A 21,401-nucleotide genomic window follows, 5' to 3' on the forward strand; every position below is an offset into this window, starting at 1 on the left:
GGGCCCCACCGAGGGCGACGCGCCCGACCGGATTCAGATGGGAGACACACCCATGCCCCTCACCAGTACCGCCTCCGGGCGGACGACCGAGACCGCTCGTACGTCCCGGCCGGCGGCCGCCCCCGCGACGACCAGGGCGGGCCGGCCACCGGACAACGACGCCACCCGGCGCCAGGCGCGGTCGGTCGCCAAGCAGCAGCAGGCGGCCGAGCGGATCGCGACGGCGACCGCGGAGATCTCCGCGCAGAACGCCCAGGCCGCCGAGGCGTCCCGGCAGCTCTCCGAGACCATGCAGCAGATCGCGGCGGGCGCCGAGCAGTCCTCCGGCGCCACCCAGCAGAGCCTGGCCGCGATGAACCAGGTCGAGGAGCGGGTCGGTGGCCAGGAGCAGACCACCCGGCAGGTGGCCGAGCTGAGCCAGGCGCTGCAGAGCCTGCTCAACGAGACACGGAACGGGATCAGCGGGCTGCTCGCCAACGTCGACAGCGCCTCGGCCCGGCAGACCGCCTCGGTGGTCACCATCACCGAGCTGGAGAAGCAGGCCGACGAGATCGGCGAGATCGTCAAGACCGTGGCGCACATCGCCGACCAGACCAACCTGCTGGCCCTGAACGCCGCGATCGAGGCGGCCCGGGCCCGGCAGCACGGCAAGGGCTTCGCGGTGGTCGCCGACGAGGTACGCACCCTCGCCGAGACCAGCGAGCGCAGCGCGCGGCAGATCCGCGACCTGATCGACGAGGTGCGCAACAGCGTCACCGAGATCGCCGGGGCGGTGCAGAAGTCGGCCGAGACGGCGCGCACCGAGGTGGAGAAGGGCAACACGATCACCTCGCAGCTGGAGACGATCCGCGCCGACATGGGGACGATCATGACCGGGGCCACCGAGATGGCGACCGCGGCGGACCGGGCCAAGAAGGCGGCCGGCGCGGCCAAGCAGCGCTCCGAGGAGATCGCCGCGGCGGCCGAGGAGCAGTCCGCGGCGTGCGAGGAGTCGCTGCAGACGGTCGGCCAGCAGACCCAGGCGCTGCGCCAGAGCGACCAGGCCGCGGAGAACCTGGCCGAGGTCGCCGAGACGCTGCGCAGCAGCACCGACATCGCCAAGAGCGCGGAGGACGTGGCCTCCACGGCCGAGCAGCTCTCCGCGGCGGTGGAGGAGATCAACCGGGCCGCCGGGCAGATCGACGTGGCGATCAAGGAGATCAGCTCGGGGGCGCGTACCGCCGCGGAGAAGGGCGCGCAGACCGCCGAGGCGGTCAGCCAGATCGAGGAGGGCGCCCAGCTCTCGGCGACCCGCGGCACCGCCGCGGTGGAGCGCGCCGACGCGATCCTGGAGTTGCTCGGCACCAACCGGGAGGCGGTCGACTCGATGATCGACGCGATCGGCACCGCCGCCCGCGACGGCATCGAGAACGTCCGCAAGGTCACCGAGCTGGAGCAGATCTCCCGGCGGATCGACAAGATCGTCGACGCGATCGCGAACGTCTCGATCCAGACCAACATGCTCGCGGTGAACGGCTCGGTCGAGTCGGCCCGGGCCGGCGAGTTCGGCAAGGGTTTCGCCGTGGTCTCCACCGACATCCGCAACCTGGCCCGTGACTCGGCGGACAACGCCGACCGGATCAAGGACCTGGTCAAGGCGGTGCAGGACCGGATCGTCGAGGTGCGTGGCGACCTGGAGGAGACCAGCCGCATGTCGCTCGCCGAGGTGGAGGCGGCCAAGGCCACCACCTCCCGGCTGGCCGAGATCGAGCGGGACATGCAGCAGGTGCGCACCGGCAACGAGGAGGTCCGCGAGTCCGCGGAGACGATCGCGAAGACGCTGGGCGAGGTGAAGAAGGGCCTGGAGCAGATCTCGTCCGCCGCCAGTCAGGCGCAGACCCTGGCCGGGCAGGCCTCCACGGCCGCGCGCGAGCAGGCACAGGGCGCCGAGGAACTGGCCGCCGCGGTCGAGGAGATCGCCGCGCTCGCCGACGAGCTGCAGAACGCGGCCTGAGCCGGACCGGAGAGGACACGATGAGTGTCGACATGGACGAGGCCGTCGAGGCGGACCTCGACGAGGACAGCGCCGACTACGTCACCTTCGACATGGCCGGGGAGCGGTACGCGTTCCCGATGCGCCGGGTCCAGGAGATCATCCGGATGCCCACGGTGGTGAAGGTGCCGCTCGGCCCGCCGTCGATGGAGGGCCTGGCCAACCTGCGCGGCCGGGTGCTCCCGGTGGTCAGCCTGCGGCTCTGCTGCGCGATGGAACAGACCCCGCACGACGAGACCACCCGGGTGATCGTGGTGGACGGCGGGGTGCCGCTCGGCTTCGTGGTGGACCGGGTCTCCAGCGTGATCAGCATCGACCCGTCGGCGGTCGAGCCGGCCGACGCGGTGCAGTCGACGGTCCAGTCCGACGTGCTGGTCGGCGTGATCAAGTCGGACGGCGGCGGGATGACCACCGTGCTCGACGTGGACCGCCTGATCGGGAGCCAGTTCGCCCGCCTCGCCGAGACCCAGCGCACCGCGCAGCGCGACGCGTCGCCCCGGATGCCCGGGGAGAACGACGGGGACGGCGAGCTCGACGACACCCTGGAGCTGGTCAGCTTCGCGGTCGAGGGCCAGGAGTACGCCCTCCCGATCGACCAGGTGCAGGAGATCGTCCAGGCGCCCGAGGCGGTGAGCCACGTGCCCAACGCGGGCAGCCGGGTGCTCGGCGTGATCGACCTGCGCGGGCGGCTGCTGCCGGTGGTGAGCATGCGCCGGGTCTTCGGGCTGCCGGTGACGCCGCTCGAACCACAGAACCGGATCGTCGTGGTGTCGCTGGAGGAGGGCGTGGTCGGTGTCGTGATGGACACCGTCCGCGAGGTGCTGCGGGTGCCGCACCAGCTCGTCGCCCCGCTGCCCGCCGTGGTGGCCGGGGAGGGCCGCAAGACCGAGGTGGAGTCGGTGGTCCGGCTGGAGGACGGCAAGCGGCTGGTCTCGGTGCTGAGCGTCAACCGGATGTTCGACTCGCCCGAGGTACGCGACGAGATCGCCGACTACGCGGAGGACGAGGGGGAGATGGCGGAGGACCGTACGGCGGTGGCCGACGACGGCCGGGGCGACGAGGAACTGTTCGTCGTGTTCCGTCTCGACGAGGAGGAGTACGCGGTCGACGTCGACGCGGTGCAGGAGATCATCCGGGTGCCCGAGGCGCTGATCCGGGTGCCCAAGTCGCTCCCGTTCGTGGAGGGGCTGGTCAACCTGCGCGGCACCGTGCTGCCGGTGGTCGACCTGCGGACCCGGCTCGGTCTGGGCCGGGGCGAGCGGGACGAGCGGCAGCGGATCGTCGTGCTGATCATCGGCGGGGTGCGGACCGGTTTCATCGTCGACTCGGTGGCCGAGGTGGCCCGGGTCGGCCGCAACGTGCTGGAACCGGCCCCGGAACTCTCCGCCGAGCAGGCCCGGGTGGTGTCCCGGGTGGCGAACCTGCCGGACCAGCAGCGGATGCTCCTGCTCGTCCAGGTCGACCAGCTGCTCGCCGCGGACCAGGCGGCAGAGGCCGCGGAGATCTGCGAGTCGGTCGCCGACGAGGCGCTCGTCGCCCTCTGATCGGAGTCTCTCGCAGTGGTAGCCACGTCAGTCCTGGTGGTCGACGACTCGGCCCTGATGCGCCGCGCGCTCAAGGGCATCCTCACCGATGCCGGCGAGTTCGACGTGCACACCGCACGCAACGGGGTGGACGCCCTGGAACAGCTGGAACGCGTCCACCCCGACGTGGTGACCCTGGACGTCAACATGCCGGAGATGGACGGCCTCACCTGCCTGGCCCGGATCATGGAGGAGCAGCCGACACCGGTGGTGATGGTCTCCTCGCTGACCGAGCACAACGCGCTGGTCACCCTGGAGGCGCTGGAACTGGGCGCGGTGGACTACGTGCCGAAACCGGGTGGCACGGTCTCGCTCAACATCGACGAGGTCTCCGCCGACCTGATCCGCAAGGTGCGCGGCGCCGCCTCGGTCCGGCTGAAGCGGGCCGGCGGACTGCGCGACCGGATGCGGGCCCAGCGCGAGAAGACGGCGGCCGCCCCGCCGCGCCGGCAGCTCTCCGCGGCCGGATCGGTGGACATGGTGCTGATCGGCTCGTCGACCGGGGGCCCGGCCCTCCTCTCCGACCTGCTGCCGCAGCTGCCCGGGACACTCGGGGCACCGGTGGTGCTGGCCCAGCACATCCCGGCCTCGTTCACCGCCCCGCTGGCCCGGCGGCTGGACGAGGAGTGCGCGCTGCGGGTGCACGAGGTGGACCGGATCATGCCGGTCCAGCGTGGCGGCGTCTACATCGGCCGGGGCGGGGCCGACGTGGTGGTGGCCCGCCGCAGCGACGGCCTGATCGTCAAGAGCGTGCCGGCCGCGGCCGAGTACCGCTGGCATCCGAGCGTGGACCGGATGGTCGCCTCGGCCCGCCGGTACGTCGACCCGGAGCGGCTGGTCTGCGTGCTGCTCACCGGGATGGGCGACGACGGCGCCGCCGAGATGTCCGAGGTCAAGGCGGGCGGCGGCCGGACCATCGCGGAGTCCGAGGAGACGGCCGTGGTCTGGGGCATGCCGGGCGAGCTGTCCCGGCGCGGCGGCGCCACCGAGGTGCTGCCCGCGTACGAGATCGCCGGGCGACTGGCCGACTGGGTTCGCTGAGCGCGGAGAAGGAGATCACGGTGGGACTCGTCCGCAAGCAGGCCCCCCAGGAGCCGGTGACGGCGCCGCCGGAGCAGGAGCCGGTGGCGGCGCTGATCGCCCGGCTCGGCGACGCGGATCCGGACCAGCGCCGGGAGGCCGCGCTGGACCTGGTCGGCGCGCCGGAGGCGATCCCCGAACTGCTCGCCCGGGTCGGCGCCGAACCGGTGCCCCGGGTCCGGGACGCGATCCTGACCACGCTGGCCGCACACGACACCGACGTGGTGGCCGGCGGTCTCGCGATCCACCTGGCCAGCGACGAGGCCGGGCTGCGGACCGCGGTCGCCGAGGCGCTGGCCACCATGCCGCTCTCGGTGCCCGACCTGGTCCCCAGCCTGATGGCCGCCCCGGACCACGACGTCCGGGTGATGACCGCGATGGTGCTGGCCGATCTGGCCCACCCGGAGGCGAAGACCTGGCTGGTCCGGATGATCGCCGAGGATCCGCACCCGAACGTGGTGACCGCCGCGATCGACGCGCTGCTCCCGGCGGCCGGCCCGGAGCACGCCCCGGTGCTGGAGGCCGCCGCGGCCCGCTTCCCGGACGATCCGTTCCTGAGCTTCACGGTACGGGCGGCCCTGCCCCGGCTCACCGGACCGGCACTATGACGAGCACCGCCGCGACCGGTGCCGGGCTCGCCGACGCCGACTTCGAGCGCTTCACCGAGTACTTCTACAAGCGGACCGGGATCCACTTCGCCCCGTCGAAGCGGTACTTCGTGGACAAGCGGATCGAGGCCTGCATCCGGGAGTCCCGGTACGGCACGTTCACCAGCTGGTTCGCCGCGCTGCGGATGAACGAGAAGCCGGAGATGCTGCAGCAGGTCATCAACGAGCTGACCGTCAACGAGACGTACTTCCTGCGCGAGGACTACCAGTTCGACGCGATGCTCAGCACGGTGCTCCCGGCGGTGCTGGCCGCGCGGGGTGGGGTGCACCGGATGGCCGGGCCGGTGAAGATCCTCTCGCTGCCCTGCTCGACCGGGGAGGAGCCGTACTCGATCGCGCTCCGCCTGCTGGAGGAGTGGGACCAGATCGACCACGTGGACGTCGAGATCCACGGTGCCGACATCGACAGCGAGGTGCTGGCCAAGGCGGCGCACGCCAGTTACGGCGAGCGATCCCTGCAGCGGGTGCCGAAGCCCTGGCTGGCCAAGTACTTCGTCCCGGTCGGCGCCGGCCGCTACCAGGTCGACGAGGGCATCCGCGGCGCGGTCACCCTGCACCGGGTGAACGTCTGCGACACCGCGGCGATGCGGTCGTACCGCGACTACGACGTGATCTTCTGCCGCAACGTGCTGATCTACTTCGACGAGCTCTCCAGCCGGCGGGCCGCCGAGAACCTGTTCGGCGCGCTGCGCCCGGGCGGCTACCTCTTCCTCGGCCACTCCGAGTCGATGAGCCGGATCTCGCCGATCTTCACACCGACCCGCCTGCCGGAGGGCATCGTCTACCAGCGACCGACCGGAGCCACGTGATGAGCCTGGATACTGCGGAAACACCGGCGCGGGCCCGGGTGCTCGTCGTCGACGACGCCGCCACGGTGCGGCTTTACCACACCAGCCTGCTCGGCGAGGCCGGGTTCGAGGTGGCCGAGGCCGCGAACGGGCTGGAGGCGGTGGAGGCCGCGATGGGCACCGCGTACGACCTCTTCGTGGTGGACGTGAACATGCCGAAGATGAACGGCTACGCCTGCGTCGAGACGCTCCGTTCGGAGACGGTGGGCAGCGCGGCGCCGGTGCTGATGATCAGCACCGAGGACCGGTCCGGCGACGCGGACCGGGCGTACCAGGCCGGGGCAAACCTCTACCTGGTCAAACCGGTCGCGGCGGAGCGGCTGGTCCGGGTGGCCCGGATGCTCACCTGGGGGAAGGGCCCGGTCGCATGAACCCGCTGCTCGCCCAGTTCCTCGCCGAGGCGAACGACCTGCTCGCCTCGGTCGACGAGGGCCTGCTCCAGCTGGAGCGTGACCCCGGCGATCCGGACCTGGTCAACGAGGTGTTCCGGGCCGCGCACACGTTCAAGGGTTCGTCGGGGCTCTTCGACTTCCCGGAGCTGACCCGGCTCACCCACGCCGCCGAGGACCTGCTGGACGCGGTCCGCGGCGGCCGGCTGGCCCTCGACTCCGGGATGACCGACGACCTGCTCGCCTCCTTCGACCTGATCCGCGGCTGGCTCGCGCACGTCACCCAGCACGAGCGCCTGCCCGCGACGGCCGGCGGCGACGCCTCCGGTCTGATCGCCAAGCTGCGTGCGCCTCTCGGTGGCGATGCTGCGGCGGCCTCCGCCGCCGGTTCCGAGAGTCTTCCGGTACGCGCGATCGACCCACCCCCGGACTGGCTGGCGACGTTCGGCACCGAGTGGCTGACCGAGGTCGCGACCTGGCTCGACACCACCACCGCGACGCTGCGGTTCGTCCGGTACCTGCCGGACCAGGACTGCTTCTTCCGTGCCGAGGACCCGGTGCACCTGGTCCGCCAGGTGCCCGGCATGGACCGCCTGATCGTGGTCCCGCCGGAGCGGTGGCCGGCCACCGAGGAGTACGACGAGTACGTCTGCCTGCTCTCCTTCGTGCTCGCCACCCGGGCCTCTGCCGGTGAACTGGAATACCTGTTCCGCTACGTCCCCGACCAGGTCCAGATCGCCGAGCTGGACGCCGCCGCGATCAACCGGCACCTCTCCGGTGAGCCCGAGCCGGTCGCCGTCCACCCGCACGCCGCCCATGCGCTGGCCGTCGACCCGGCGCTCGCCGCCGACGCCCGGGCGGTGCTCGCCGCGGCCCATCGGACGCTGGCGATCGGCGAGCCGGCCGGCACCCAGCTGCTCGCCCTGATCCACGCGGTGACCGCCGCCGCCCACGTGCTCGGCGTACCGCTGGACCTGGCCGGCGCGGACCGGGAGACGGTCAACGCCGCGGTCGAGGGCCTGCTCGGCGAGGCGCCCGACGAGCCGGTCGCCGAGCCGCCCGCGGTGGCGCCGCCGGTCATCGAGGCGCTCGCGGCGCCCCCGGCGGCGGTACCGGCCGAGGCGGCGGGCCGGGCCGACGACCCGGGCGGCCAGGTCGGCACCCGGGTGCTCAAGGTCGACCAGGAGAAGGTGGACCGGCTGATGGAGCTGGTCGGCGAGCTGAACGTGGCGAAGAACGGGCTGACCTTCCTGGCCGACGCGGCCGAGGAGGAGTTCGGCAGCCGGGTGCTCAGCCGGCGGATCAAGGACCAGTACGCGGGCATGCACCGGATCGCCGAGGAGTTGCAGGCCGCGGTGATGGACGTCCGGATGCTGCCGCTCTCGGTGGCGTTCGGCCGGTTCCCGCGCCTGGTCCGCGACCTGAGCCGACGCCTCGGCAAGACCATCGAGCTGGTGACCGAGGGCGAGGACACCATGGCCGACAAGGACGTGATCGAGGCGCTCGGCGATCCGCTGGTGCACCTGGTGCGCAACAGCCTGGACCACGGCATCGAACCGCCCGCGGAGCGGATCGCGGCGGGCAAGCCGCAGACCGCCCGGCTCACTCTGGCCGCGGTCGCCGACGGGGACGCGGTGATCGTCGAGGTGTCCGACGACGGCCGCGGCGTGGATCCCGTGCGGGTCAAACGGAAGGCGTACGAGAAAGGCCTGATCTCGGAGGAAGAGCTGGAGTCGCTGAGCGATAGTGAAGCGGTGGACCTGGTGTTCCGCCCGGGCTTCTCGACCGCCGACCAGGTCTCGGACCTGTCCGGGCGCGGTGTCGGGATGGACGCGGTGCGGGCCAGCGTGGAGAAGCTCGGCGGCACCGTGACGATGCGCTCCACCCTCGGCGCGGGCACCGTGACCCGGCTGCGGCTGCCGCTCTCCATGGCGGTCACCCAGGTGATGGTGGTGAGCGTGGCCGGACAGCGCTTCGGCGTCCCGGTCGACCTGGTCGTCGAGACGGTCCGGATGCCGGCCGCCGAGATGGGCCGGGTGCTGCACCAGGACGTGGTGGTGATGCGCGGCGAGGTGGTCCCGGTCGTCGACCTGGCCCGGGCCCTGGAGATGCCCTGGACCCCGGATCCCGCCGCCGACCGGGCGATCCTGGTGGTCGCGGTCAACGGTCAGCGGATCGGGCTGCTCGTCTCGCAGTTCCACCGCGAGGTCGACGTGATCCTCAAACCGATGGACGGACTGCTCGCCTACGCCGACGAGTTCTCCGGCACCGCACTGCTCGGCGACGGCCTGGTGCTGCTGGTGCTCAACGTGAAGGAGGTGCTGGGGCTTGCCGCTCGAACTGCATGACGACAGCGCCACGCTGATCGGCGTGGTGACCGTCGACGAGGTGGAGCAGCTCACCGCCTGGCTCCGGGGCTCCCAGCGGCCCCGGGTCAGCCTGCGCCGATGCAACCATCTGCATACCGGCGCGCTCCAGGCGTTGTTGTTGTTCCGGCCGAAGGTATCAGCGGCACCGAAGGACGCCTTCCTGGCGGCCCAGGTGCTCCCGCTGCTCACCGGGAGCAGCGGCCCAGCCAGCCGACAGGGGACCGAACCGCCATGACCACCGTGATGCTCGTCGACGACTCCGCCACCATGCTGATGAGCCTGAAGTCGATCCTCACCAAGGCCGGATACACCGTGGAGACCGCCGGCCACGGCAAGGAGGCCCTGGAGAAGCTCGGCAAGGGGGTCAAGCCGAACCTGATCATCAGCGACGTCAACATGCCGCAGATGGACGGGATCACCTTCGCCCGCGAGGCCCGCAAGGCCCCGGGCATGCGGTTCACCCCGATCCTGATGCTGACCACCGAGTCGGAGCAGAGCAAGCGCGCCGAGGCCAAGAGCGCCGGCGCCACTGGCTGGCTGGTCAAGCCGGTCGGACCGGACCAGCTGCTCGGTGTGATCAAGCAGGTGCTGCCCGGGGCCTGAGCGCCCCTCGTCGATGAGAGGTATCGCATGCCCAGTCTTCTCCGTAAGCTCTCGCTCTCCCCGGACGAGCCGGCCGAGCAGGGCGTGCGCGGGGACGTCGTGGCCGAGGCGCTGGACCCGATCCCGGCGTACTGCGATGTGATCGACGGTCACGTGCGCGACGTCATCGAGCAGACCGGGGACGCCGCGCATGCGATCATCCAGCAGCTCGTTGCGGTCGACTCGCTCGCGGAGGTGATGGCCGGCGACGTGTCCCAGCTCGCCGGCACCCTCACCCGTACCGAGAGTGAGCTCGGCCAGGTCGGCGAGTCGAACGACCAGCTGGTCGGGCGCCTGATCGCGTACTTCCTGTACCGGGACAGCCAGATCCGCGCCCTGGTCGACCGGATGCGCGAGCTCGACCAGCACGTCAAGCAGATCGAGGAGGTCAGCCGGGCCACCAACATCCTCGCGCTGAACGCGATGATCGAGGCGGTCCGGGCCGGCGACGCGGGCGAGGGCTTCTCGGTCGTCGCCGACGAGGTGCGCAAACTGGCCCACCGGTCCGCCGAGGCGGCACACGGAATCGGCAGCAACATCCACGACCTGACTGCGAAGCTGGACTCGGTGCTCTCCGACGACACCGCGTTCGACCGGGGGCAGGAGTTCCCGCAGACGAACGAGGACACCGCGATGACCCGCCGGCTCGGCGGGATCGCGAACGCGCAGCGGGAGATGTCACAGATGGTCAGCGGGATCCTGCGGGACACCATCCAGGCCGCCGAACAGGTCCAGCGCAGCACCGCCGCCCTCACCGCGGAGAGCACCGGCGCGGTGGGTCACGTCCAGTTCCAGGACATCAGCCGGCAGATGCTGGAGCACGTGGCCGACGCCGTCGCGGACGTGTGCCGGCAGTCCGAGCGGGTCGGCGCGTACGCCCGGGGCCGGCTCACCGAGGAGGAGTTGCGCGAGGCGTCGATCAACGTGGAGGACCTCCGGGCCAAGCACGTGATGTCCCGGCAGCGGGCCACCCATGCCGAGCAGACCGGCGCGGGCGGCGGAGCCGACACGGAACCGCTGATCGAACTGTTCTGAGCTTCATCGACCGCCACATCGACCGCAGGGAAGGGCGACCGCGATGGCTCGCATCGAAGAGTACGGCCACGATCTGCCGACCGAGAAGGACGCCGTGAAGGCCTTCGCGGACCTGGTCGGGCCCAAGGTGGCCGAGGGACTGTGGGGTCTGGCCGTCCAGTCGCTCGGGCTGCAGCGCCCGGTGCAGAGCCCGGCCGACCTGCGCCGGGTGGCCGAGCACGTGATGGAGATCGGCGAGCTGAGCCGGGTCGCGGGCCGTTCCCTGAAGGTCCGGATCATCACGTACGAGGCCCTGGCGAGGACGGTGCAGTCGTGAGGTCCACGGCCAGGCTCCGCGACGTCGCCCGGCTCGGCCTGGACCGCGAGCTCCACCGCGACTACCTCGGCGACGTGGTGGACACCGTCGCCGCGGCGATGGACACCCCGTTCGCCCTGGTCGACATCCTGCTCGACGACGCCCAGGTCATCCTCGCCGGACACGGCCCGGTCCCGGAGTGGGTCGCCGAGGCGGGCGGCACCCCGATCGAGTGGGCCTTCTGCGGCATGCTCCTTTTCGGCAGCCAGGCCCGGGCCGTCCCCGATCTCGCCGCCGACCCCCGCTTCCGGGACAACCCGCTGGTCACGGTCGAGGGCTTCCGCTCCTACGTCGGCGCCCCGCTGTTCTCCTCGACCGGCCACGTGCTGGGCGGTCTCTGCGCCCTGGACACGCGCCCACGCGCTTTCCCCGACGACGACCTGGTCTTCCTCGCCGAGATGGCCGACGAGGCCGTCCGCCGCATCGAGCTCCACGCCACCCCACCACCCTGACGGTTCGTGGTCATCGCCAGCGAGCCGGTCGCTTCAGGATCCGGCCATCGGTGGCCGTGACGATCTCAGGGAGAAGGTGGCTGTAGGTTACTTCGTCATCATCTGTGCCATAAGGTCGGGTAATCCACCATAATGGCTACATGAGCGTTTTACGCATTTTCTCTAGTGATTCGCGGGGATGAACCCAGCCCACCGGCCGGTACAGACCGGTGGGGTCGCAGAATGGTGTGGTGACGTTCTCACTGCCTATTGACGCCGAAGCCAACGCCCTTCTTGATCGGAGTCCGCTGGCGGTGCTCCTGGGGCTCGTGCTGGATCAGCAGATCACCATGGAGAAGGCGTTCACCTCGCCGCTCGTGCTGGCTCAGCGGCTCGGGCACGAGCCGACGGCGGTCGAGCTGGCCGAGTTCGATCCGGAAGCGCTGCTGGAGATCTTCGCGACGCCGCCGGCGCTGCACCGGTTTCCGAAGGCGATGGCCGCCCGGGTGCAGGAGGTGTGCCGGGTGATCGTGGATCGGTATGACGGGGACGTCGAGGCGCTCTGGCGGGACGCCGCGACCGGGGCCGAGCTGTACCGGCGGATCTTCGCGCTGCCCGGGTTCGGGAAGCAGAAGGCGCAGATCTTCGTGGCGCTGCTCGGCAAGCAGTGTGGCGTACGGCCGGACGGCTGGCGGGAGGCGGCGGACGGCTACGGCGGCGAGGGCGCCTACCGATCGGTCGCGGACATCGTCGACGACGAATCGCTGGCGCGGGTCCGGGAGTACAAGAAGGCGGCGAAGGCGGAGGCCAAGGCCGCCAAGGGTTAGCCCGGGTTCCGAAACACGGGCCAGGTCGGGTGGCCGTTGATCTCCGGCCGGTGCGAGGATGACGAGGTCGAACGGAGAACCCTGTCGTGAAGAAACAGCCGGAACGGCCGGTGTTGATCACCGACGCGGCTCGCAGCCAGGGTGACCAGCTACGCAGCCGGCAGATCCGCTACGTGACGATGATGAGCGTGCGGGCCGGATGCCTGATCCTGGGTGGCGTTCTGATCAGCGCGCGGGTGCCGCTGCTCCCGGTCTGGCTGGTGTTCTGCGTGGCCGGGATGGTCTTCCTGCCCTGGGCCGCGGTGCTGATCGCCAACGACCGGGCGCCCAAGAGCAAGGCCGAGCGGGCCGCCGACGCCGCGGCCCGCGAGGAGCGCCGGCAGGCCGCGCTGGAGCGGGGCCGGGCCGACGCGGAGCAGCACTTCACCGTGGTCGACTCCGAGGTGGTGGAGCCGCCGCCCGCCGCGCCGCAGGAGAGCGCGCGGATCGCCGAGCAGCGGCGCCACCCCCACTGACGCGAGGGTCCCGCACGAACCCGCAGGCCGGTCGCCGGGCGGGCAGGCCGGGCTAGGCCGGGCGGGCGCCGATCCGTTGTACGGCGGCGGCGCCCAGTGCGGCTCCGGCCGCGAGCGCGGCCGCCGGGCCGGAACCCGCGAGCCAGGCGATGAGCAGGCCGGCGGCGAAGGCGTCACCCGCGCCGGTCGGATCCTTCACGGGTACGCTCTCCGCCCCTCCGGTCACCAGCGAGCCGTCCCGTCCGGCCCAGACCGCGCCGCGGGAGCCCCGCTTCACGACCGCGTTCCGCACGTGGGCGAGCAGTTCCCGGGCCCGGCCGTCGGGCGAGGCCGGCGCGGCGGCGAGCACCTCGGACTCGTCGGCGTTGGCCAGGAGCAGGTCGGCCTCCCGTACCCAGGCCAGGAAGACGGAACCGCCCACGTCCCGCAACGGGGCCGCCGACGCCGCGTCGACGCTCACCGTGATCCCCCGCCGGGCGGCGGCGGCCAGGGCCGCGAGGCCCGCCGCACGGGAACCCTCGTGCAGCAGCGGATAGCCGGAGAGATGCAGGTGGGTACCGGACGGCGCGCCCTCGACCACCGCGGTGACGTGCTCCGGGGTGAGCCGCAGCGAGGCGCCCCGATCGGTGATCATGGTGCGCTCGTCGGCGCCGGTCAGCACGACCACGCTGCCGGTGGCGACGCCGGGCACCACCTGGACGGCGCAGCGCACCCCGGCGGTCTCCAGCTCCGCCACCCGGTCCCGGCCGGCCGGATCGTCGCCGACCGCCGCGACCAGGATCACCTCCCGGCCGGCGTGGGCCAGCCAGGCGGCCGTGTTGGCCGCCTGACCGCCGCCACCCACCCGGATGGCGGCGGCGGTGTCCGAACCGGCCTGGATCGGCCCCTCGTGTTCGACGAGGACGTCGGTGACCAGGTCACCGACGACGATCACGGCACTCATCGGCGTTACGCGGGGGCGGCGAAGCCCAGCGGCGCGGTGGTGCCGGAGCTCTCGGCGACCGCGATCCTGGCGGCCAGGGCGGCGTTGCGCAGGATGATCCGTACGTTGGTGGCCAGGCTCTGCCCGTCGGTGCTGGAATGGAAGTGCGCCAGCAGGAACGGGGTCACCGCCTTGCCGGTCACGTTCTGCTCGGCCAGCGCGGCGAGACCGCTGGCCAGCGTGCGGTCGTGCAGCTCCGGGTCGAGCTGCTCGTCGGCCGGCAGCGGGTTGGCCAGCACCAGCGCGCCCTCGGTGACGCCCTGGTCGCGGCGGGCCCGGATGAAGTCGGCGACCTCGTCCGGCGTGCCCAGCTCCCAGTCGACGTCGAAGCCGCCGTCGGTGATGAAGAAGCCCGGGAAGCGCTTGGTGCCGTACCCGGCGACCGAGACGCCGAGGGTCTCCAGGCGCTCCAGGGTGGCGCCCACGTCGAGGATCGACTTGACCCCGGCGCAGACCACCACGATCGGCGTGCCGGCCAGCGCGGTCAGGTCGGCCGACTCGTCGAAGGTGACGCTGGCCTCCCGGTGCACGCCGCCGAGGCCGCCGGTGGCGAAGACGCCGATGCCCGCGGCCGCGGCGACCGCGCTGGTGGCGGCGACCGTGGTGGCGCCGTCGGCCTTCCGCGCCGCGGCGATGGCCAGGTCGCGCACCGAGAGCTTGGCCACGTCGCCGGCGAGCGCGAGGTGCTCGATCTGGGCGTCGTCGAGCCCGGCGATCAGCTGCCCGCCGATCATGCCGATGGTGGCCGGGACCGCGCCGTTGTCCCGGACCGTCTGTTCGATCTCCCGGGCCACCCGGAGGTTGTCGGGGTGCGGCAGCCCGTGCGAGATGATCGTGCTCTCCAGAGCCACCACCGGCCGGCCGTCCCGGCGAGCACGGATCACGTGGTCGCCGTAGTGAATAGCGAAGTCAGTCACAGTGCCTCCATCGTCGTGCCCTTCTGGCCCTCGCCTGCGAGGCCGTGGGGCCGGTGCGGCGCCGTGCCGCTCGGTGCAGTCGCACACGACCGCCCCTACCGTACGGTGCTGGCCAGCCCCGTTGTCGTTGGACCGCTCAGGCGTGAGGTGTCAGACTTGTCGGCTGGAGCCTCACTCCACCACCCAAGCGAACTCCTGAAGGGCAGATACCCGTGAGCACCCAGATCCTGGAGCGTCCGGAGACCAAGGACGCCGACACCGGTCCTGAGATGTTCCACTACGTGCGCAAGGAGAAGATCGCGGAGAGTGCCGTCATGGGCAACTTCGTGATCGCGCTCTGCGGTGAGACCTTCCCGGTGACGAAATCGCCCAAGCCGGGCTCGCCGGTCTGCCCGCAGTGCAAGGAGATCTACGAGACCATGAAGGCCTGACCGGCCCGGTGACGAGTGAGTACGGCCTGCTCGTCGCCGATCTGATCGGTGTCGCGGTGTTCGCCGCCTCCGGAGGCTCGGCCGCCGTCGCGAAACGCCTGGACCTGTTCGGGGTGGCGTTCGTCGGCTTCGCGGCCGCCCTGGGTGGCGGCATCCTGCGCGACCTGGTGATCGGCGCGGTCCCGCCACTGGCCTTCGCCGACTGGCGGTACGCGATCACCGCGGTGGCCGCATCGATCGCGGTCTTCTGGCTGCACCCGAGGCTCAACCGGGTGCGGCGGACCGTGCTGCTCCTCGACGCCTGCGGCCTCGGGCTCTTCACCGCGACCGGCACGCTCAAGGCGCTCGACGCCGGCGTGCCGGCAGTCGGCGCCTGCCTTGTGGGGATGCTCACCGCGATCGGCGGCGGGCTCGTCCGCGACCTGCTGACCGGGGAGATCCCGGTGGTGCTGCAGCGCGAGGTGTACGCGATCATCGCGCTCGGCGGGGCGGTTCTGGTCACGATTCTGCACCGGCTCGGATTCGCCGGTCTCGCCCCCGTGATCTGCGCCGCAGCCCTGATGACCGGGGTCCGGCTGCTGGCTCTCCGCCGTCGTTGGTCGGCTCCGGTGGCCATGCCGTAAGCCCCGTCACGGCTATGCTGGAGTCTCGCCTCCGCGACCCACACCGCGGGGGTTTTTCCATGGATGAAGGGACCGCCGGAGCTTGAGCCCGACCCTGCCGAACCTGGAGATCTTCCCGCCCCTGCGGGCCTGGCAGCGCAAGGCGATGGTGGAGTACCTCCGTCGTCGCTCCGGGGATTTCATGGCGGTCGCCACGCCCGGCGCCGGCAAGACCACCTTCGCGCTGCGGATCGCCGCGGAGATGCTCGTCGACGGCACCTGCGACGCGGTCACCGTGGTCTGCCCGACCGAGCACCTGAAGACCCAGTGGGCGCAGGCCGCGGCCCGGGTCGGCATCCAGCTCGACCCGAAGTTCCGCAACGCGGACGTGCACTCGTCCCGGGACTTCCACGGTGCGGTGCTGACGTACGCCCAGGTCGGCATGGCCCCCGCGGTGCACAAGCGGCGCACCCTGACCCGGCGCACCTTCGTGATCCTGGACGAGATCCACCACGCCGGCGACTCGCGGACCTGGGGTGACGGGGTCAAGGACGCCTTCGAGCCGGCCGAGCGCCGCCTGATGCTCACCGGTACCCCGTTCCGCTCCGACGACAATCCGATCCCGTTCGTCTCGTACGAGCGCGGCCAGGACGGTCTGCAGCGGTCGAAGGCGGACTCGGTCTACGGGTACGCCGACGCGCTCAAGGACCGGGTCGTCCGCCCGGTGCTCTTCATGGCGTACTCCGGGGAGACCCGGTGGCGGACCAACGCCGGTGACGAGCTGGCCGCGCGGCTGGGCGAGCCGATGACCAAGGACCTGGTCGCGCAGGCCTGGCGGACCGCCCTGGACCACCGGGGCGACTGGATGCCGCAGGTGCTGCGCGCCGCCGACGCCCGGCTCAACAAGATCCGCGAGCACGGGATGCCGGACGCGGCCGGGCTGGTCATCGCGAGCGACCAGCAGGCCGCCCGGGCGTACGCGAAGATGATCCACGATCTGACCGGCGAGTCGGCGACCGTGGTCCTCTCCGACGACGAGGGCGCCTCCGGCCGGATCGCCACCTTCGCCGACTCCGAGGACCGCTGGATGGTCGCGGTCCGGATGGTCTCCGAGGGGGTCGACATCCCGCGGCTGGCGGTCGGCGTCTACGCCACCAGCGCCTCCACCCCGCTCTACTTCGCCCAGGCGATCGGCCGGTTCGTCCGGGCCCGCCGGGAGGGCGAGACCGCCACCGTCTTCCTGCCCAGCGTCCCGCACCTGCTCGGGCTGGCCAGTGAGATGGAGGCGCAGCGCAACCACGTCCTCGGCGCGCCGAAGGAGAAGGACGGCCTCGACGACGAGCTGCTGGAGCGCGCGCAGAAGGCCGAGGACGCGCTCGGCGACCTGGACAAGAAGTTCGAGTCCCTCTCCGCCACCGCCGAGCTGGACCAGGTCATCTACGACGGCACCGCGTTCGGCGTGCCGGCCCGGACCGGCACCGCGGAGGAGGCGGACTACCTCGGTCTCCCCGGGCTGCTCACCCCCGATCAGGTGACCGCGCTGCTCACCAAGCGGCAGTCCGAGCAGCTGGCCAACCAGAAGCGGCTGGAGGCGGAGCAGGCGAAGAACGCGGTGCCGGAGCCGCGGCCCGAGCCGGTCGTGCCGATGAGCGCGGGGGAGCGGCGGGCCACCCTGCGCCGTCAGCTCAACACCCTGGTGGCCGCGCACCACCACCGGACCAACCTGCCGCACGGCAAGATCCACGCCGAGCTCCGGCGGCTCTGTGGCGGCCCTCCGAGCGCCCAGGCCACCATCGAGCAGTTGGAGGAGCGGATCGCGACGGTCCAGACGCTGTGACGCTCTGAGGGGCCTCAAACGGGCCCTTCGGAAAAGAAGACGGGCACGGCAAAGGCGCCCCGGTCGACCGGGGCGCCTTTTTCTGTCTTCAGTTGGGGGCCGCTGCTAGCTAGTTACTCGACGGGTTGGACATCATGTCCGCGCCACGCCAGGTGAAGTCGGGATCCGCCGCATACTGCACGGCGATCTTCACCAGGTCCTCGGCGTACCGGTTGGCGTGGTGCCCGCAGAACACGAGCTCGCCACCGCCTGCCAGGGTCAAACGGAGCTTCCCAGCTGCATTGCAGCGGTCGCACCGTTCATCGGCTGCTAGGCCGGCCAGGCTTCCCGCCGGCGGCGTGAGGGTCGGGGTCATCGCCTTCCTCCTCTGTTCGTCACCGATGAACATGTTCCTCGGCTACTGCTCACACATCGTGCAACACCCTGCACCGTTGCAGCCTTCCCACAGTGCCCCGGGGGGACCGGGATCACACGTGGCTTGCAGCTAGTGTGCCGTGATCCCAGGGTGCCACGTCAACGATCACTTCTGCACAACAGTCTGATCACCACCCGTTGATGTACGGGTGGTGACCATTTGGACACGCAATGTTGACTGAACGTCCTAGTCGAGGTAGTCGCGGAGGACCTGAGACCGCGACGGGTGACGCAACTTGGACATCGTCTTGGACTCGATCTGGCGGATCCGCTCGCGGGTGACGCCGTAAACCTGACCGATTTCGTCCAGGGTGCGAGGCTGACCGTCGGTCAGGCCGAAACGCAGCCGGACCACACCCGCCTCGCGCTCGGAGAGCGTCTGCAGCACCTGCTGGAGCTGGTCCTGCAGCAGCGAGAAGGAGACCGCGTCGACCGCGACGACCGCCTCGGAGTCCTCGATGAAGTCACCGAGCTGGCTGTCTCCCTCGTCGCCGATGGTCTGGTCGAGGGAGATGGGCTCACGCGCGTACTGCTGGATCTCCAGCACCTTCTCCGGCGTGATGTCCATTTCCTTGGCGAGCTCCTCCGGGGTGGGCTCGCGGCCCAGGTCCTGGAGCAGCTCACGCTGGATCCGGCCGAGCTTGTTGATCACTTCGACCATGTGCACCGGGATGCGGATGGTGCGGGCCTGGTCGGCCATGGCGCGGGTGATGGCCTGGCGGATCCACCAGGTGGCGTACGTGGAGAACTTGTAGCCCTTGGTGTAGTCGAACTTCTCGACGGCGCGGATGAGGCCGAGGTTGCCCTCCTGGATCAGGTCCAGGAACGCCATGCCGCGACCCGTGTACCGCTTGGCCAGCGAGACCACGAGGCGGAGGTTCGCCTCGAGCAGGTGGTTCTTGGCCCGCTCGCCGTCCCGGTTGATCCACTTGAGGTCGCGCTCGAAGTTGCGCTCGAGCGACTCCTCACCCTCGTCGGCGGCGCGCAGCCGCTCGGCGGCGTAGAGGCCGGCCTCGATCCGCTTGGCGAGCTCGACCTCCTGCTCTGCGTTGAGCAGCGGAACCTTGCCGATCTGCTTGAGGTACGCCCGGACCGAGTCGGCCGAGGCGGTCAGCTCGGCGTCACGGCGGGCCTGCTTGAGGGCCTCGGACTCCTCGTCGTCCCACTCGAAGTCGCCGTCCGTCGCCGAGCTGGCGGCGTCGGTGGCGGCGGCCGCGACCATGGCGGGCGGCTCGTCGACCACCACGTCCTCGATGCCGGCGGCGAGCTCCTCGGGATCGATCTCCTCGCCCTCGGGGCCCTCGCCGGGCTTCGCGGCCTTCGCCGGACCGGCCTTGCCGGCGACGGCGGTGGTGGCCTTGCGGGCCGGTGCGGCCTTCGCCGCGGCGGTGGCCTTGCGGACCGGCGGCTTGCTGGGGTCGCCCGGAGCGGCCTGCTTCGGGGCGGGCGCGGCCTTCTTGGCCGGTGCCGTCTTGGCGGTGGTGGCCTTCGACGCGGGCGTGGCGGACCGGGCCGCGGCGACCTTGCGCCGGGTGCTCTGGGAGCCGTCCACGACCACCGTGATGCCGGCATCCACCAGCCCACGCAGGATCTTCTTGGCCTGTGCGGGGTTCACCGCGGCGGACTCGAGCGTGTGCGCGACCTGGGCCGATGTGAGCTGCCCGCCCGCACCCTGAGCGTGGGTGATCAGGGCCTCGGTGAGAGAGCGAACGTCGGCACCGTTCTGGTGGGCTTCTGTCACGAATGACCTTCCGGAGGCGATGAGTTGGGCACGGCCAGGACCCAGCACGGCGCGCGGGGGCGGGTCTTGCTGGAGTCGGTGTGGGAGCCCCCGGGTCGCGGAGCGGTCCGTGGTGGGTGTCCGTGAAGCGTGGGCAGGGGTGAATTGTAGCGCCGTCGAACGAGATCCTCCCCCCGCAGCACGCCGCCAGGGCCCGACGACCTCGCCGGAAGCGCTGAGCGCGAGAATGGTATCGGCGGAAAGGACCCAAACGTGAGCGAGATTTCGGGCGCGCCGGCGCCGGACGAGCTGCTGTCGATCGCGATCCGGGTGGCCCGGGAGGCCGCGGCCACCGCGCACCGGATGCGGAGCGAGGCGATCGGCGACGTGCAGACCAAGAGTACCGACACCGACGTGGTGACCGCGGCCGACAAGGCGGTGGAGCGGCAGGTGATCGAGGCGCTCCAGGCAGGCCGGCCGGGCGACACCGTGCTGGGCGAGGAGTACGGCGGCGGCGCCGCACCGGTCGAGCCGGGCGCGGTCCGGTGGATCCTCGACCCGATCGACGGGACGGTCAACTACCTCTACGGTGTCCCGCACTACGCCGTCTCGCTCGCCGCCGAGGTGGACGGCGTGGTGGTGGCCGGGGTGGTGCGGAACATCGTCACCGGCGACGAGTGGACCGCGACGCGGGGCGGCGGCGCCTGGCGCGACGGGCGGCGGCTGACCGGTTCGTCCGAGACCGAGCTGGGACAGACCCTGGTCGGCACCGGCTTCGGGTACGACTCTCGCCGCCGGGACCACCAGACGGCGGTACTCCATCGGATGATCACCCGGATCCGTGACATCCGGCGCCTCGGCTCGGCCTCGCTGGACCTCTGCTTCACCGCGGAGGGGATCCTGGACGCCTTCTTCGAGAAGGGTCTCAACCACTGGGATCACGCGGCCGGCGGTCTGATCGCCGCGGAGGCGGGCCTGCTCGTCACCGGGCTCGCGGGACGGGAGCCGGGGGTCGACATGGTGCTCGTCGCGCCGCCGGCCCTGCACGGGCCGCTGCACGACCTGCTGGTGGAGCTGGACGCCTCCGGGGGCGCCTGAATCGGCCGGCGGATAGCCGATTTGCGAAGCGGATCCGGCCGGGACCCCGTGTGCCGGCCGGATCTCGCGACTAGCTCTCTTCCTCGGTCTTCTCGGTCACCGGCTTGACGCAGGCGCCGGGCGGCAGGGTCGGCTCGCCGACCTCGACGAGCGACTGGTTGACCTCGGTCGTGGTGGCGAGCTGCTGGAAGCGGCTGCCGATCACGATCTCGATCGTGGCGCCCTTGCGCTTCGCGTTGTACTCCATCTCCGACTGGGCCAGGAAGTACGCTCGCAGCAACTGGGCCTTGCCGACGGCGTCCGGGCCGTACCGGATCTCGGCGACGCCCTTGTACTTGGTCTTGCTCTTACCCGGGGTCTGGGTGTTGAACCGGCGATTCTTGAACTCGGTGCTCACCGAGTCGGCCAGTCCCGCGGTGTTGGTGCCGTTCAGCACCTTGACGGTCACCTCGGCGGGGTCGTCCGGGAGCGTCATGTCGGCCATCGCGGAGCCGGCCGGGCAGTCGCTGCCGCTGGTGCTGCCGCCCTGCGTGTCGCGGACCAGCGCCACGATGACGAAGACCACCGCGGCGACGGCGAGCACGCCGACGACGACCAGCGCTCGGACGCGCGCAAAGCTCATGGGG

At 71.4% G+C, this 21,401-nt stretch carries 23 protein-coding genes; 18 read left to right on the forward strand and 5 right to left on the reverse strand.

Features of this window, described 5'->3' with window-relative positions; genetic code table 11:
- The first annotated feature begins 52 nt into the window (after positions 1-52).
- The 14 genes from AB0M08_RS22465 to AB0M08_RS22530 all read left to right on the forward strand — a co-directional run bounded on the left by AB0M08_RS22465 (position 53) and on the right by AB0M08_RS22530 (position 12,774).
- Positions 53-1,993, forward strand: coding sequence for a methyl-accepting chemotaxis protein (locus AB0M08_RS22465; protein ID WP_364496358.1), 1,941 nt, complete (start codon positions 53-55; stop codon positions 1,991-1,993).
- A 20-nt stretch (positions 1,994-2,013) separates the two neighbouring features.
- Positions 2,014-3,576, forward strand: coding sequence for a chemotaxis protein CheW (locus tag AB0M08_RS22470; RefSeq protein ID WP_364496361.1), 1,563 nt, complete (start codon positions 2,014-2,016; stop codon positions 3,574-3,576).
- Positions 3,577-3,591: 15 nt separating this feature from the next.
- Entirely contained in the window at positions 3,592-4,656 is a 1,065-nt protein-coding gene (gene cheB / locus AB0M08_RS22475) for a chemotaxis-specific protein-glutamate methyltransferase CheB (protein WP_364496364.1), read from the forward strand.
- Positions 4,657-4,676: 20 nt separating this feature from the next.
- Positions 4,677-5,303, forward strand: a complete 627-nt coding sequence (locus AB0M08_RS22480; protein WP_364496366.1) for a HEAT repeat domain-containing protein — start codon at positions 4,677-4,679, stop codon at positions 5,301-5,303.
- Complete coding sequence (locus tag AB0M08_RS22485; RefSeq protein WP_364496369.1) at positions 5,300-6,172, forward strand: protein-glutamate O-methyltransferase CheR; 873 nt, start codon at positions 5,300-5,302, stop codon at positions 6,170-6,172. The genes AB0M08_RS22480 and AB0M08_RS22485 overlap by 4 nt, the downstream gene beginning before the upstream one ends.
- The gene (locus AB0M08_RS22490; protein WP_364496372.1) at positions 6,172-6,582 is read left to right on the forward strand and encodes a response regulator; all 411 of its coding nucleotides are present in this window, start codon (positions 6,172-6,174) and stop codon (positions 6,580-6,582) included. Before AB0M08_RS22485 ends, AB0M08_RS22490 begins: the two co-directional genes overlap by 1 nt.
- A complete protein-coding gene (locus AB0M08_RS22495) occupies positions 6,579-8,948 on the forward strand; it encodes a chemotaxis protein CheA (RefSeq protein ID WP_364496374.1) in 2,370 nt (789 codons plus the stop codon). Before AB0M08_RS22490 ends, AB0M08_RS22495 begins: the two co-directional genes overlap by 4 nt.
- A complete protein-coding gene (locus AB0M08_RS22500; protein WP_364496376.1) occupies positions 8,929-9,204 on the forward strand; it encodes a hypothetical protein in 276 nt (91 codons plus the stop codon). The genes AB0M08_RS22495 and AB0M08_RS22500 overlap by 20 nt, the downstream gene beginning before the upstream one ends.
- Positions 9,201-9,572: a response regulator gene (locus tag AB0M08_RS22505; RefSeq protein ID WP_364496378.1), complete on the forward strand. Its 372-nt coding sequence runs from the start codon at positions 9,201-9,203 to the stop codon at positions 9,570-9,572. Before AB0M08_RS22500 ends, AB0M08_RS22505 begins: the two co-directional genes overlap by 4 nt.
- 27 nt (positions 9,573-9,599) lie before the next feature.
- Positions 9,600-10,646, forward strand: a complete 1,047-nt coding sequence (locus AB0M08_RS22510; protein ID WP_364496380.1) for a methyl-accepting chemotaxis protein — start codon at positions 9,600-9,602, stop codon at positions 10,644-10,646.
- A gap of 43 nt (positions 10,647-10,689) precedes the next feature.
- The gene (locus AB0M08_RS22515; RefSeq protein ID WP_364496383.1) at positions 10,690-10,962 is read left to right on the forward strand and encodes a hypothetical protein; all 273 of its coding nucleotides are present in this window, start codon (positions 10,690-10,692) and stop codon (positions 10,960-10,962) included.
- On the forward strand, positions 10,959-11,453 hold the full coding sequence (locus AB0M08_RS22520) for a GAF domain-containing protein (RefSeq protein ID WP_364496385.1): 495 nt from the start codon (positions 10,959-10,961) through the stop codon (positions 11,451-11,453). The genes AB0M08_RS22515 and AB0M08_RS22520 overlap by 4 nt, the downstream gene beginning before the upstream one ends.
- Positions 11,454-11,683: 230 nt before the next feature.
- Positions 11,684-12,259: an HhH-GPD-type base excision DNA repair protein gene (locus AB0M08_RS22525; protein ID WP_364496388.1), complete on the forward strand. Its 576-nt coding sequence runs from the start codon at positions 11,684-11,686 to the stop codon at positions 12,257-12,259.
- A gap of 86 nt (positions 12,260-12,345) precedes the next feature.
- Positions 12,346-12,774 (forward strand): DUF3099 domain-containing protein, encoded by a 429-nt coding sequence (locus AB0M08_RS22530; protein WP_364496391.1) that lies wholly within the window; start codon positions 12,346-12,348, stop codon positions 12,772-12,774.
- Positions 12,775-12,826: 52 nt separating this feature from the next.
- Here the strand turns inward: AB0M08_RS22530 and AB0M08_RS22535 are convergent, their stop codons facing one another.
- Positions 12,827-13,717 carry a PfkB family carbohydrate kinase gene (locus tag AB0M08_RS22535; protein ID WP_364496394.1) on the reverse strand — a complete coding sequence of 297 codons (891 nt, stop codon included), beginning with the start codon at positions 13,715-13,717 and terminating at the stop codon, positions 12,827-12,829.
- 5 nt (positions 13,718-13,722) lie between these two features.
- Positions 13,723-14,673 (reverse strand): pseudouridine-5'-phosphate glycosidase, encoded by a 951-nt coding sequence (locus AB0M08_RS22540; RefSeq protein WP_364496396.1) that lies wholly within the window; start codon positions 14,671-14,673, stop codon positions 13,723-13,725.
- Positions 14,674-14,879: 206 nt separating this feature from the next.
- Here AB0M08_RS22540 and AB0M08_RS22545 point away from each other — a divergent pair, with 206 nt between their 5' ends.
- The 3 genes from AB0M08_RS22545 (at position 14,880) to AB0M08_RS22555 (ending at position 17,543) form a co-directional block, all read left to right on the forward strand.
- On the forward strand, positions 14,880-15,104 hold the full coding sequence (locus tag AB0M08_RS22545; RefSeq protein WP_364496482.1) for a DUF3039 domain-containing protein: 225 nt from the start codon (positions 14,880-14,882) through the stop codon (positions 15,102-15,104).
- 8 nt (positions 15,105-15,112) lie between these two features.
- Positions 15,113-15,727 (forward strand): trimeric intracellular cation channel family protein, encoded by a 615-nt coding sequence (locus AB0M08_RS22550; protein ID WP_364496398.1) that lies wholly within the window; start codon positions 15,113-15,115, stop codon positions 15,725-15,727.
- 82 nt (positions 15,728-15,809) lie between these two features.
- The gene (locus tag AB0M08_RS22555) at positions 15,810-17,543 is read left to right on the forward strand and encodes a DEAD/DEAH box helicase (protein ID WP_364496400.1); all 1,734 of its coding nucleotides are present in this window, start codon (positions 15,810-15,812) and stop codon (positions 17,541-17,543) included.
- A 109-nt stretch (positions 17,544-17,652) separates the two neighbouring features.
- Here the strand turns inward: AB0M08_RS22555 and AB0M08_RS22560 are convergent, their stop codons facing one another.
- Both AB0M08_RS22560 and AB0M08_RS22565 read right to left on the reverse strand, forming a co-directional pair.
- Positions 17,653-17,898: a hypothetical protein gene (locus AB0M08_RS22560; RefSeq protein WP_364496403.1), complete on the reverse strand. Its 246-nt coding sequence runs from the start codon at positions 17,896-17,898 to the stop codon at positions 17,653-17,655.
- Positions 17,899-18,144: 246 nt separating this feature from the next.
- Complete coding sequence (locus AB0M08_RS22565; protein ID WP_364496406.1) at positions 18,145-19,698, reverse strand: RNA polymerase sigma factor; 1,554 nt, start codon at positions 19,696-19,698, stop codon at positions 18,145-18,147.
- A gap of 261 nt (positions 19,699-19,959) precedes the next feature.
- Between AB0M08_RS22565 and AB0M08_RS22570 the strand changes: the two genes are divergently transcribed.
- Positions 19,960-20,775, forward strand: coding sequence for an inositol monophosphatase family protein (locus AB0M08_RS22570; RefSeq protein ID WP_364496485.1), 816 nt, complete (start codon positions 19,960-19,962; stop codon positions 20,773-20,775).
- A gap of 70 nt (positions 20,776-20,845) precedes the next feature.
- Here the strand turns inward: AB0M08_RS22570 and AB0M08_RS22575 are convergent, their stop codons facing one another.
- Entirely contained in the window at positions 20,846-21,397 is a 552-nt protein-coding gene (locus AB0M08_RS22575; protein WP_364496409.1) for a LytR C-terminal domain-containing protein, read from the reverse strand.
- Positions 21,398-21,401 lie beyond the last annotated feature (4 nt).

Origin of the sequence: Actinoplanes sp. NPDC051851 (assembly GCF_040681165.1) — a bacterium.
Lineage (GTDB): Bacteria > Actinomycetota > Actinomycetes > Mycobacteriales > Micromonosporaceae > Actinoplanes.